At 70.2% G+C, this 11,832-nt stretch carries 12 protein-coding genes; 8 read left to right on the forward strand and 4 right to left on the reverse strand.

Going from position 1 to position 11,832, the window contains the following annotated elements; genetic code table 11:
* Positions 1-758: hypothetical protein (locus ACFW22_RS01315; protein ID WP_386397113.1), on the reverse strand; the 758-nt coding region annotated here is incomplete at its 3' end.
* 155 nt (positions 759-913) lie between these two features.
* Here ACFW22_RS01315 and ACFW22_RS01320 point away from each other — a divergent pair.
* The 3 genes from ACFW22_RS01320 (at position 914) to ACFW22_RS01330 (ending at position 3,006) form a co-directional block, all read left to right on the forward strand.
* Complete coding sequence (locus ACFW22_RS01320) at positions 914-1,354, forward strand: GNAT family N-acetyltransferase (protein ID WP_386397116.1); 441 nt, start codon at positions 914-916, stop codon at positions 1,352-1,354.
* Between the two features lie 87 nt (positions 1,355-1,441).
* The gene (locus ACFW22_RS01325; RefSeq protein WP_386397119.1) at positions 1,442-2,521 is read left to right on the forward strand and encodes a dihydrodipicolinate reductase; all 1,080 of its coding nucleotides are present in this window, start codon (positions 1,442-1,444) and stop codon (positions 2,519-2,521) included.
* Complete coding sequence (locus ACFW22_RS01330) at positions 2,518-3,006, forward strand: carboxymuconolactone decarboxylase family protein (protein WP_386397122.1); 489 nt, start codon at positions 2,518-2,520, stop codon at positions 3,004-3,006. Before ACFW22_RS01325 ends, ACFW22_RS01330 begins: the two co-directional genes overlap by 4 nt.
* 56 nt (positions 3,007-3,062) lie before the next feature.
* Here the strand turns inward: ACFW22_RS01330 and ACFW22_RS01335 are convergent, their stop codons facing one another.
* The 3 genes from ACFW22_RS01335 to ACFW22_RS01345 all read right to left on the reverse strand — a co-directional run bounded on the left by ACFW22_RS01335 (position 3,063) and on the right by ACFW22_RS01345 (position 7,594).
* Complete coding sequence (locus tag ACFW22_RS01335; RefSeq protein ID WP_386397124.1) at positions 3,063-4,706, reverse strand: GMC oxidoreductase; 1,644 nt, start codon at positions 4,704-4,706, stop codon at positions 3,063-3,065.
* A 106-nt stretch (positions 4,707-4,812) separates the two neighbouring features.
* The gene (locus ACFW22_RS01340; RefSeq protein ID WP_386397126.1) at positions 4,813-6,246 is read right to left on the reverse strand and encodes an aspartate ammonia-lyase; all 1,434 of its coding nucleotides are present in this window, start codon (positions 6,244-6,246) and stop codon (positions 4,813-4,815) included.
* 238 nt (positions 6,247-6,484) lie between these two features.
* A complete protein-coding gene (locus ACFW22_RS01345; RefSeq protein ID WP_386397129.1) occupies positions 6,485-7,594 on the reverse strand; it encodes an asparaginase in 1,110 nt (369 codons plus the stop codon).
* A 118-nt stretch (positions 7,595-7,712) separates the two neighbouring features.
* On the opposite strand from ACFW22_RS01345, the gene ACFW22_RS01350 reads away from it, so the two are divergent.
* From ACFW22_RS01350 to ACFW22_RS01370, 5 genes are all read left to right on the forward strand, one after another.
* Positions 7,713-8,177 carry an Lrp/AsnC family transcriptional regulator gene (locus tag ACFW22_RS01350; protein ID WP_386397132.1) on the forward strand — a complete coding sequence of 155 codons (465 nt, stop codon included), beginning with the start codon at positions 7,713-7,715 and terminating at the stop codon, positions 8,175-8,177.
* A 197-nt stretch (positions 8,178-8,374) separates the two neighbouring features.
* A complete protein-coding gene (locus ACFW22_RS01355; RefSeq protein WP_386397134.1) occupies positions 8,375-9,178 on the forward strand; it encodes an endonuclease I family protein in 804 nt (267 codons plus the stop codon).
* 335 nt (positions 9,179-9,513) lie between these two features.
* The gene (gene ectA / locus ACFW22_RS01360) at positions 9,514-10,041 is read left to right on the forward strand and encodes a diaminobutyrate acetyltransferase (protein WP_386397136.1); all 528 of its coding nucleotides are present in this window, start codon (positions 9,514-9,516) and stop codon (positions 10,039-10,041) included.
* 49 nt (positions 10,042-10,090) lie between these two features.
* Complete coding sequence (ectB, locus tag ACFW22_RS01365) at positions 10,091-11,371, forward strand: diaminobutyrate--2-oxoglutarate transaminase (RefSeq protein WP_386397139.1); 1,281 nt, start codon at positions 10,091-10,093, stop codon at positions 11,369-11,371.
* A gap of 28 nt (positions 11,372-11,399) precedes the next feature.
* Complete coding sequence (locus ACFW22_RS01370; protein WP_386397141.1) at positions 11,400-11,804, forward strand: ectoine synthase; 405 nt, start codon at positions 11,400-11,402, stop codon at positions 11,802-11,804.
* Positions 11,805-11,832 lie beyond the last annotated feature (28 nt).

Consider the following 11,832-nt stretch of genomic DNA (forward strand, 5'->3'; position numbering starts at 1 on the left):
GGGGCCGGGCCCATCACCACGACGGGTTCCGCGGCCGGGTCGAGGGCGCGCAGGAGCACGCGCAGCGCCTCCCGTTCCAGGGCGATGCAGGCTTGCGTGGGGCCGCCGTGGTCGACGTGGATCCAGACGCCGCCGCCCTTGTCGGCGCCGAGGGGCCGTTCCTTGTCGAGCGGGGTGCGTCCGGGCACCCGGTTGTAGTCGATGGCGATCACGTGGTCGAAGGAGCCTTCGAGGGGTTCGCCGGAGAAGCCGGTGCCGCTGATGGCGAACTCTGCGTCCTGGTCGTACGGGAGGCGGGCGCCGGGATCGGGCAGTCGGCCGCCGGCGTCGTTGAGCCGGAAGACGCCGACGGGGGTGCGCAGGTCGCCCGCGACGTGGTCGGCGGTCCAACCGCGGAGGGCGTTGTGGGCGGGCCAGGGTCCGGCGGCTGCGACCCAGGGGCCGGTCGGGTCCCGTTGGTACAGGGTGGCGAGGGCCGTGGAGGAGTCGGCGGCGGCACCGGTGACGACGAGCGCCTGGGTGGTGCCGTCGGGCACACGGGCCTGAGTGGCGGTTCCGATGCCGGGGATCCGCAGCGCGGCGGCGGGGTCGCCGCCGGCCGGCGCGGGGGCGGGGCGGCCGTCGCCGGTGGTGGCCGCGGTCGTCGGGGCGGGGGTGGAGCGCGGGGGCGGGGCGGCACCCGCGCAGCCGGCGAGCAGCAGGGCCGCACACAGCGCGCCGGCGCTCAGCAGTGCGGTGGTGCCCTTGGGTGGGGGCATGGGACGGCATCCTCCTGGGGCGTGTGGTGCTGCGATCCGTACCCGTTCGACGGGTGGCGCTGTCGTCCGGGTCGCGCCCTCACCCGTACGGTCGCGTCGGTCCGAGGGACGGAAACGCGGTTGACCGCTCACATCGGTCCCGCTTGGCTCCGGACATGAAGGATTTCCTCGTCGAACGGGCACGGACCGAAGAACAGCTCGAAGAACGGCGGGCCGTGCACGACACGGTCGTCCCGACCGCGGTGCTCTCGTGGGAGCAGGTGCGGGAGCGTGCGGGCCGGAACCGGCTGGACGTGGCGTACGCGGACGGTGTGGCCGTGGGGTGTTCGACGGTGCGTCCACCGGACGGGGAGACACCGGCGGCGACCGTCATCGCGCGGACGCTGCCCGGGTTCCGCGGGCGCGGCTTCGGAACGGCCCTGTACGAGCGGGGGCTCGCGCACGCACGGACGCTGGGCGGCACGGGGGTGGAGACGGTGGTGTCGGCCTCGAACGAGGAGGGGCTGCGGTTCGCACGGGGGCGCGGCTTCGTGGAGGTGGAGCGGTACGTGCTGCCGGGCGACACCGTTCCCTTCGTGACCTTGCGCCTGGCGTGAAGGCCCCCGGAGAATATTTTTGACGCCCCGTCAGATACGGGCGTCACGGGGCTGGGAACCTCCGGGAGCCGGCGCTACCCTCCGCGCATGATTCGGACGGTGGTGTGGGGTACCGGAAACGTCGGGCGGGCGGCCATTCGCGCGGTGGAGGCCCATCCCGACCTCGAACTCACGGCCGTGCTGGTGTCCGACCCCGTGAAGGTGGGCCGGGACGCGGGCCGGCTCGCGGGGCTCGGGCGCGATCTCGGAGTGACGGCGGACGACGACGTCGGCAGGGTGCTCGCCGGGCGGCCGGAGGCGGTCGTGTACGCGGCCTCCGGCGACACCCGGCCCGACGGGGCGCTCGCCGATGTGACACGGGCGGTGGCGGCGGGTGCGGCGGTCGTGACGCCGGCCCTGTACCCCCTGTACGACCAGCTCAACGCGCCCCCGGAGTTCCGGGATCCGGTCCTCGCCGCCGTCGCCGAGGGGGGCGGATCGCTCTTCGTGTCCGGCGTCGACCCGGGCTGGGGCAACGACGTGCTGCCGCTGCTGGTGAGCGGCCTCGGGTCCACCGTGGAGACGATCCGCTGCCAGGAGATCTTCGACTACTCGACGTACGAACAGGAGCAATCCGTAAGGGAGTTGGTGGGAATGGGCCGACTCCTGGCCTACGAACCGCCCATGCTGTGGCCCTCGGTGCCGACCATGATCTGGGGCGGGCAGATCCGGCTGATGGCCCGTGCCCTCGGCGCCACGCTGGAAGAGATCCGCGAGACCGTGGAACGGCGCCCCCTGGAGACCGCGGTCACGACGCGGACGATGGGCTCCTTCGAGGCGGGGACGCAGGGCGCGGTCCGCTTCGAGGTGCAGGGCATCGTGGGCGGGGAGCCCCGCATCGTGATCGAGCACGTCACCCGCATCCATCCCTCGTGCGCACCGGACTGGCCCGTGCCGCCGGACGGGGCGGGCGCCCACCGGGTGATCGTCGAGGGGAGCCCGCGGATCGAGGTGACGGTCACGGCGACCGACGAGGGGGAGAACCGCTCGGCGGGCGGGAACGCCACGGCCGTGGGACGGCTCGTCGGGGCGATCGACTGGCTGGTGGCGGCGGAGCCGGGACTGTACGACGCGCTGGACGTACCGCTGCGACCGGCGGTCGGGAAGCTGGGAAGGAGCTCCAAGTGATCATCGACATTCCCGAGGGGCAGGAGCCGATCGGATACGTGTGGGGCGAGATGGTCCCCGAAATCGGAACGGCGGCGGCGAACTTCTCCTTGTCGGTGTACGCCCACACGACCCTGGGACTGCGCGAGTTCGAGGCGGCGCGGCTGCGGATCGCGCAGATCAACGGTTGTGGATTCTGCCTGGACTGGCGCACCGACCGGGACGGGGAGAAGGTCGAGGAGGGCTTCGACGGGTTGGTCTCGGCCTGGCGCGAGACGGAGGTCTCGGAGGCCTTCGACGAGCGGACGCGGCTCGCGGCCGAGTACGCGGAGCGGTACGCGCTCGACCACCACGGCCTCGACGAGGAGTTCTGGGGGCGGATGACCGCGCACTACGGCCAGGCTGAGATCGTGGAGCTGACGATGAGCCTGGGCTCCTGGCTGGCGTTCGGACGGCTCAACCGGGTGCTCGGGCTCGACGCGGTGTGCGCGCTGCCGACGCACTGAGGAACGCTTCCGGAAGGGCCGGCCGGAGGGACCGGCCGGTCCTTCCGCACCACGCGTCAGAAGTCCTCCGTGACGATCCGCTCGATGTTGCGTTCGGCGAGGGCCGTGATGGTGACGAACGGGTTGACGCTGGTGTTGCCGGGAATGAGGGCGCCGTCGATGACGTACAGGCCGGTGTAGCCGTGGAGACGGCCGTGGTTGTCGGTCGCCCGGTCGAGGACGGCGCCGCCGAGCGGGTGGTAGGTGAGGTGGTCGCCCCAGATCTTGTACGCGCCGAAGAAATCGGTGCGGTAGATCGTCCCCTCCTTGGCGTTGATCTTGTCGAAGATGGTCTTCGCCGCATCGATCGAGGTCTGCTTCCAGGCCCTCTCCCAGCTGAGGTCGACCTTCGCGGTGGCCGGGTTCCAGGTGAACTCGGCGCGGTGCGGGGTCTTGGTGATGGAAAGGTAGAACGAGGCGTAGGTCTCGATGCCGGTGGGCAGCGGGGCGACCTCGGCGAAGGCGCCGCCCGCGTCCCAGTTGTCGATGCCCGCGGTGGGCATGGCCGACTGAAGCTTGCCGGTCGGGTCCCACAGGTGGTTGGCGCGCCCGCACATGACGTTGCCGTTGTCGCCCCAGCCCTTGCCGATCTGGTCGTTGAGGGCGGGAAGCGCGCCGATGGCCTTGAGGCGGGTCAGGAGCTTGCTGGTGCCGATGCTGCCGGCGGCGAAGAAGACCTTGTCGGCGGTGACGGTCTTGCTCGCGAGGGTCGCCCCGGTGGTGTCGATCTGGTCGATGGCCACGGTGTAGCCTCCGCCGGACGCCGGGGTGACCGAGGTGACCTTGTGCAGCGCGGAGATCGTGACGCGGCCGGTGGAAACGGCCTGTGCGAGATAGGTCTTCTGCAGGTTCTTCTTGCCGTGGTTGTTGCCGTAGATGACCTCGCCGGCGAGGGCCGACTTCGGCACCTCACCGGCGAGTTCCCGCTTCATGTACTCCCAGTCGTAGACGTTCGGCACGAAGACGAAGGGGAACCCCGAGCGTTCGGCGTGCTTGCGACCGACACGGGCGTACTGGTAGCAGGAAGCGCTCTCCCACCAGGCCTGGTCGACTTCGGTGACGCCGAGTCCGGCGTTGGCGCGCGGGTAGTACGTGGCGTACATCTCCGCGGCGTCGACGGTGGGGAGGATGGCGGCGAAGTTCTCGCGGCGCGGCGTGACGGCCATGCCGCCGTTGACGAGGGAGCCGCCGCCGACGCCACGCCCCTGGTAGACGGTGATGCCGGCGAAGTCCTCGGCGTCGAGGATGCCGGTGTACCGGGGGACGTCCTTGTCGAGGGGGAAACCGAGGAAGTTGCTCAGGGGCTGCTTGGTGCGGGTCCGCAGCCAGAAGGAACGGTAGTCGGGCTTGGTGGTGTTGGCGAAGACCTTGCCGTCGGAGCCCGGGGCGTCCCAGGCCATGCCCATCTCCACCATGTGGACGTCGACGCCGGCACGGGCGAGCCGGAGGGCCGCGACGGAGCCGCCGTACCCGGTGCCGATGACCAAGGCCGGGACGTGGGCGCCCGCGGGGATCACGGTGGTGGCGAGGGGGGTCTCGGCGTGGGCCGGACCCGCGTGCCCGATGAGGGCGGCGGCACCGAGGAGGGAACCTGTTCCCGCGAGGAAACGGCGGCGGCTGAGACCGCCGATTTCCTTGACGTGCAGAGGCAGTTGATTCACGTGCTGTTCCTCACTCGCGACAGAATGGGAACACGTTCTACTGTCAACCGTCGGGGAAGTCACGCCAAACCGACGGGTAACTTCCGTCCTATGGCCGCTCGAACGCTCAGGCCCCGATCGACCCCGGGGTTCCCGTGAGGCGCTCCGGAGTGAGGAGCTCGGCCAGTCGGTGAGCGGGCAGCAAGCCCTTCTCCAGAGTGAGCTCGACGACTCCGCGGCCGGTGGCGAGCGCCTCCTTGGCGATGGCCGTGGCGGCGGTGTAGCCGAGGTGGGGGTTGAGTGCCGTGGCGAGCCCGATGGAATTCTCCACGGCCGTCCTGAGCGCCTCGGTGTTCGCGGTGATGCCGTCCACACAGCGCTCGGCAAGCGTGAGGCAGGCGGCACGCAGCGAGAGGAGGCTCTTCGACAGGGCATGGAAGATGACCGGCTCGAAGGCGTTGAGCTGCAGTTGCCCGGCCTCGGCAGCCATGGTGATGGTGATGTCGTTGCCGATCACCTCGAAGGCGACCTGGTTGACGACCTCGGGGATCACCGGGTTCACCTTGCCGGGCATGATGCTGGAACCCGCCTGGACCGGGGGCAGGTTGATCTCGCCGAGGCCCGCGCGCGGTCCCGAGGACAGCAGACGGAGGTCGTTGCAGGTCTTGGAGAGCTTGACCGCGATGCGCTTGAGGACCCCGGAGAGCTGGACGAAGGCGCCGCAGTCCTGGGTGGCCTCGATCAGGTTGACCGAGGTCACCAGCGGCAGGCCGGTGAGCTGCGCGAGCTCGCGACGGGCGGTCTCGGCATAGCCGGGGGCGGCATTGAGGCCGGTGCCGATGGCGGTGGCCCCGAGGTTGATCTCGTGGATCAGCTCGATCGCCTCGGCGAGTCGACCGCGGTCCTCCTCCAGCATCACGGCGTAGGTGGAGAACTCCTGGCCCAGCGTCATCGGCACCGCGTCCTGGAGTTGGGTGCGTCCCATCTTCACGACCTCGCGGAACTCCAGCGCCTTGGCGGCGAAGGCGTCCTGGAGGACGGCCATCGCCTTCAGCAGTTCGCGGCCGGCGCCGATCGCCGCGATGCGGATGGCGGTCGGGTAGACGTCGTTGGTGGACTGGCCGAGGTTGACGTCCTCGTTGGGGTGCAGCCGGTCGTAGTCGCCCTTGGCGTGGCCGAGGAGCTCCAGGGCCCGGTTGGCCACGACCTCATTGGCGTTCATGTTGGTGGAGGTTCCCGCTCCGCCTTGGACGACGTCCACGACGAACTGGTCGTGGAACCGTCCGTTGCGGATCTCCCGGCAGGCGCCGGCGATGGCGTCCGCCTTGACGGCGGAAAGCAGTCCCAACTCCTCGTTGGCACGCGCCGCGGCCTCCTTCACGGCAGCCAGTGCACCGATGAGCAGGGGGTAGACGGCAATGGGGGTACCGGTGATCGAGAAGTTCTCCGTGGCGCGCAGCGTGTGGACGCCCCAGTAGGCATCGGCGGGAACGTCCCGCTCACCGAGCAGATCGTGCTCGCGGCGGACGGGAAGGGCGTGCGGGACCGGTGCGGGGGCCATGGGAGTCCTCGGGAAGGGCGGGGCGGAAAGGTGGGGAGGGAAAGGACGTGCAAGGGCGGGGCGCCTTCGATGGCGCGACCGTCGACTTCCCGGGCATCGGTCGGGAGCGACGGACGGCTCCGGAGCCGAGCGACTAGCGACTGCAGACGGGGCGTGCCGATGCGCACGGTTGGTCCCGGCTCGCGGGCGGAACGGCGGGGGAACCGCCCGCGGGCCGGCGTTCTGGAGTGCGCCCGGATCAGGCGCGGGCGGCGACCGCCGAGGCCGACCGGGACCCGCCCGTGGCGAGGGTCGGTTCCGCACGGACGGGTCCTTCGAGGAGGCGGCGCAGGCCAGCGGGGTCCGTCGCACCGGTGGCCCCCTCGGCGAGGAGCGCGGAGAGGAGCACGATGCGCGCCTGCCCGGCCCGGAGGGTGCCGGTGAGCAGGGCACCGGCGGCGACGAGGTCGACCGCGCCGCCGCCGGTGTAGATCTCGGCGAGCGGCCCGGCGGGGACCCGGGTGGTCACGGCGACGAGCACGCCGCGGGCGACGGCCTCCGCAACGGCGGCGGCGATCTCGGGGGTGGCGTTGCCCGCACCGGTGGCCACGAGCACGATCCCCCGGGCCCCGGCGGAAACCGCTGCGTTCAGGAGGAACGGATCGCCGTCGGAGTGGTGCGTGATGATGTCGACCCGGGGCAGCACAGTGGCGTCGGGGCCGGTCGCCCCCGGCGCCGCGGTCCGCGCGGCGGCGGGGAGGGGGAGCGGAGCAGGACGCTCCGGCTGTCGCTCGATGTCGACGCGGGAGAAGCCCACGCGACCGAGGCGCTCGGTGGAGGGGTCGGAGAAGGCGTCGATGGCGAGGGTCTGGGTCTTCACGGTGCCGCGTGCCGCGTGCACGCGGCCGTTGAAGACGATGAGGACACCGAGGTCGCGGACGGTGGAGGCGACCTGGAGCGCGTCGTAGAGGTTGCCGGGGCCGTCACCGTCGCCGGTGCCGAAGGGCCGTTGGGCTCCGGTCAGGACGACCGGCCGGGAATCGGCGTGGTGGAGGTCCAGGAGGAAGGCCGTCTCTTCCAGGGTGTCGGTGCCGTGGGTGATCACGATGCCGTCGACGCCGGGGTCGGCGAAGGTCTCGTGGACGGTGCGGAGGAGGGCGAGCTGGTGGGCCGCGGTGATGCGGGAGCTGTTCACGTTGAACAGGTCGACGACCTCGACGGTGACGTCCTCGGGAAGCGGGGCGGTGGCCAGCACGTCGCTGCCGGAGGCATCGGCCGCATAGCCGGTGCCCTGCCAGCGACTGGCGATCGTGCCGCCCGTGCTGATGACGACGATCCGGCGCGCTCCCCCGTCGTTCGTCCGCTTCATGCCTGCCGCCCTCACTCCGTACCCGTGTCACCTGCACCCGCAACGATAGGGCAGGTGGTGCGCAAGGCGATTGCGAAATCGACCCTTGATCCTTTCTTTCGTGGTAGACAATTGCGTCATGGACCGAATCGATCTCCATATCTTGCGCGAGCTCCAGAACGACGGCCGGTTGAGCAACCAGGAGCTGGCCCAGCGGGTCGGACTCAGCCCCTCCCCCTGTTTGCGCCGGGTGCGCCAACTGGAGCAGGACGGGGTGATCCGGGGGTACCGGGCGATCATCGACCCCGAGGCGGTGGGGCGCGGCTTCGAGGTCCTCGTCTCGGTGGAGGTGCGACGCGACCGGGAGACGGTGGAGGCCTTCGAGGAGGCCCTCCGGGAGGTGCCGGACGTGATCGAGGCCTATCGCCTGTTCGGGAGTCCGGGCTGCCTGCTGCGGATCGCGGTGGCCGACCTGGCGGCATACGAGCGCCTGTGGATCGAGCGGCTGACGACGCTGACCGGGGTCACCGAGGTCAACTCGCAGATCATCATGAAGCGGATCAAGGAACCGAAGGGGTTGCCGGTGGACTCCCGGGGCGCCTGATGCCCCCGTGAACCCCCGGAAAGCGGGGCGGTTCCGGCCTATGCGAGAACGTCACGGAACGGCCCCCTTCTCGTTACATGACAGGTACCTGACGTGTGCGACCCTCCGGGTGACATCAAGTCAACACGCGTAGACACCGGTGCCGTTGAGCGGGCACCGATCACCCCGCGCGTGCCGTCCCCGGGAAAGGGCCCCCCATGTCCGTTGCGCGGATAGGCAGATGGAAGGCATGGGCGGCGGCAGCAGCCGCCACCCTCGTCGGCGTCACGCTCCCCACGGTCGCCGCGACCCCCGCAAGCGCCACGACGACCGCGTACGACAGCACGTACTACAAGAACGCGATCGGCAAGAGCGGCACGAGCCTCAAGTCCTCGCTGCACACCATCATCAGCAAGCAGAGCAAGATCTCGTACTCCGCGGTCTGGAACGCGCTCAAGAACACCGACCAAGATCCGAACAACACCAACAACGTCATCCTGCTGTACAGCGGCACCTCACGGAGCAAGTCCCTCAACGGGGGCAGCGTGGGCGACTGGAACCGCGAGCACACCTGGGCCAAGTCCCACGGCGACTTCGGCACCTCGACCGGCCCGGGCACCGACCTGCACCACCTGCGCGCCTGCGACGTACAGGTCAACAGCATCCGCGGGAACAAGGACTGGGACAACGGCGGCAGCTCGGTCAGCGGCGCCCCCGGCAGCTACACGGACAGCAACTCCTTCGAGCCGCGCGACGCGGACAAGGGGGACGTGGCCCGCATGATCCTCTACATGGCCGTTCGCTACGAGGGCGACGACGCCTGGCCCGACCTGGAGCCCAACGAATCCTCCTCCAACGGCAGCACGCCCTTCCACGGCCGGCTCTCGATCCTGAAGCAGTGGAACGAGCAGGACCCGCCGAGCGCCTTCGAGGAGCGCCGCAACGACGTCATCTACTCCACCTACCAAGGCAACCGGAACCCGTTCATCGACCACCCCGAATGGGTCGAGGCCATCTGGTAGCCACCCGCCGGCACGCAGGGAACACCACGCGGGGAGCAGCGTCCGCGCGACGGGAGTCGGGTCAGGGGACCTCCTGGCCCGGCTTCCCGCTTCCGGAGTCCTCAAACAGGAAAACCCGGATGTTCTCACCTTCTTAAGGAGCCCCATCTCAGGAAACAGAGCTGTTACCCATCCGTTACAAACGGTGGAATTGCCCTCTTTGATCCGCCTTTGACGCACCGAGGGAGAGCAATTCCCGCCCCGGGCATCCCCAGTGCACCTATCACGAAGGTTGATAGTCGAACAAGACCTTCGCCCCAGGAAGTTCCGCGGCCTGCTCGGTAGCTTCGGCCCACATGACCACTGCCCCCCTGACGTCCCCGGCCGCCGTCTCCGTCGGCCCGGCCGAAATCACGGACGGCGCCGCATTGTGGCGGATCGCCCGGAACTCGGGCGATCTCGACCTCAACTCGCCGTACAGCTACATGCTCTGGTGCCGCGACTTCGCCGACACCACCGCCGTCGCCCGTGACGCCTCCGGACGGCCGGTCGGTTTCGTCACCGGCTACCTGCGGCCCGACGCCCCCGAGACGCTCTTCGTCTGGCAGGTCGCCGTGGAAGATTCGCACCGCGGAAACGGGGTAGCCGGGACCCTGCTCGACGCTCTGTCCGCACAGGTCGCGAACAGGCGCGGATTCGACCGGCTGGAGGCGACCGTCACCCCGGGAAACCTCGCGTCCGACCGGCTGTTCCGGTCATACGCGCGCCGGCACGGGGCGGACCTCACCCGCGAGGTCCTCTTCCCGTCGGACGCCTTCCCGGCGTCCGGACACGACGCCGAGGTGTTGTACCGCATCGGCCCGCTCGGTCCCCGCACGTCCTGAATCGACTTCCCGCCCCTTTCCCCGCACCACATCCTGGAGAAGAGACTCCGTGTCCCTGACCGACATCGCCCCCTCCGTCTTCGAGACCGTCGAATCGGAAGTCCGCAGCTACTGCCGCGCCTGGCCGGTCGTCTTCGAGCGCGCCAGTGGGAGCCGACTGTACGACGAGGACGGGCGCCCTTACCTCGACTTCTTCGCCGGGGCGGGCTCACTGAACTACGGGCACAACAACCCGGTGCTCAAGCGCGCGCTGCTCGACTACCTCGCCGACGACGGCATCACCCACGGCCTCGACATGTCGACGACCGCCAAACGCGCCTTCCTGGAGACCTTCCGCGAGACGGTCCTGGAGCCCCGCGCCCTGCCGTACAAGGTGATGTTCCCCGGCCCCACCGGAACCAATGCCGTGGAGGCCGCCCTCAAGCTCGCCCGCAAGGTCACCGGCCGGAAGACGGTCGTGTCCTTCACCAACGCCTTCCACGGCATGTCGCTGGGCTCGCTGGCCGTCACCGGCAACGCCGCCAAGCGCGCCGGGGCCGGAGTGCCGCTCCCGCACGCCACCCGGATGCCCTTCGACCAGTACCTCGACGGTCAGACGCCGGACTTCCTCTGGTTCGAGCGGCTCCTCGACGACCCCGGCTCCGGCCTCGACCACCCCGCGGCGGTCATCGTCGAAACGGTCCAGGGAGAGGGCGGCGTCAACGTCGCCCGCGCCGAGTGGCTGCGCGAGCTCGCCGACCTCTGCCGCCGGCACGACATGCTCCTCATCGTCGACGACGTCCAGATGGGCTGCGGACGCACCGGTGACTTCTTCTCCTTCGAGGAGGCGGGCATCACGCCCGACATCGTCACCCTGTCCAAGTCCATCAGCGGCTACGGCCTGCCCATGTCGCTCTGCCTGTTCCGTCCGGAGCTCGACCTCTGGGGACCGGGCGAGCACAACGGAACCTTCCGCGGCAACAACCCCGCCTTCGTCACCGCCACGGCCGCCCTCGACGCGTACTGGCGCGACGACGCCCTGCGCCAGCGCACCCTCGGCCGGGCCGACCGGGTGGAACTCGCACTGCGGGACCTGTGCGACGACGACCGCATGGGCATCGCGGTCCGCGGCCGGGGCCTCGTCTGGGGGCTGGAGTTCACCGACGGGGAGCGTGCCGAGGCCGTGTGCCGCCGCGCCTTCGAGACCGGTCTGCTGCTGGAGACCTCGGGGCCGCACGGCGAAGTGGTCAAGCTGCTGCCCCCGCTGACCGCCACGGACGACGAGCTCGACGAGGGCCTCGGCATCCTGGCCCGCTCGGTCCGCCACGCGGCCGACCGCCGCGACGCCTGACCATCCCCCCGCAGAAAGGCCACCACCCATGATCGTCCGCACCTTCGACGAGCTGGAGAACACCGAGCGGCACGTGCGGGCCGCCTCCGGCACCTGGGAGAGCAAGCGCATCATCCTGGCCCGTGAGCGGGTCGGCTTCTCCCTGCACGAGACCGTGCTGTACGCCGGCACCGAGACGTCCATGTGGTACGCGAACCACGTCGAGGCCGTGGTCTGCACGGCCGGCGAGGCCGAACTCACCGACCACGAGACCGGGCGCACGTACACGATCACGCCCGGAACGATGTACCTGCTCGACGGACACGAGCGCCACACCCTCAAGGTCCTGCAGGACTTCCGTTGCCTGTGCGTCTTCAACCCGCCCGTCACCGGGCGGGAGGACCACGACGAGAACGGCGTCTACCCGCTCCTCACCGAACCCGACCCGGCCTGAGAACCACGACGACCCCCGTACGCGAAAG

It is taken from the genome of Streptomyces sp. NPDC058872, from assembly GCF_042743065.1.
Lineage (GTDB): Bacteria > Actinomycetota > Actinomycetes > Streptomycetales > Streptomycetaceae > Streptomyces.

Excerpts from the sequence above, each read along its gene's own strand:
- ACFW22_RS01350 (WP_386397132.1), top strand. The coding sequence starts at position 7,713 with ATGGACCGAATCGATCTCCATATCTTGCGCGAGCTCCAGAACGACGGC.
- ACFW22_RS01370 (WP_386397141.1), top strand. The coding sequence starts at position 11,400 with ATGATCGTCCGCACCTTCGACGAGCTGGAGAACACCGAGCGGCACGTG.
- ACFW22_RS01325 (WP_386397119.1), top strand. The coding sequence starts at position 1,442 with ATGATTCGGACGGTGGTGTGGGGTACCGGAAACGTCGGGCGGGCGGCC.
- ACFW22_RS01355 (WP_386397134.1), top strand. The coding sequence starts at position 8,375 with ATGTCCGTTGCGCGGATAGGCAGATGGAAGGCATGGGCGGCGGCAGCA.
- ACFW22_RS01340 (WP_386397126.1), bottom strand. The coding sequence starts at position 6,246 with ATGGCCCCCGCACCGGTCCCGCACGCCCTTCCCGTCCGCCGCGAGCAC.
- ectA (WP_386397136.1), top strand. The coding sequence starts at position 9,514 with ATGACCACTGCCCCCCTGACGTCCCCGGCCGCCGTCTCCGTCGGCCCG.
- ACFW22_RS01320 (WP_386397116.1), top strand. The coding sequence starts at position 914 with ATGAAGGATTTCCTCGTCGAACGGGCACGGACCGAAGAACAGCTCGAA.
- ACFW22_RS01345 (WP_386397129.1), bottom strand. The coding sequence starts at position 7,594 with ATGAAGCGGACGAACGACGGGGGAGCGCGCCGGATCGTCGTCATCAGC.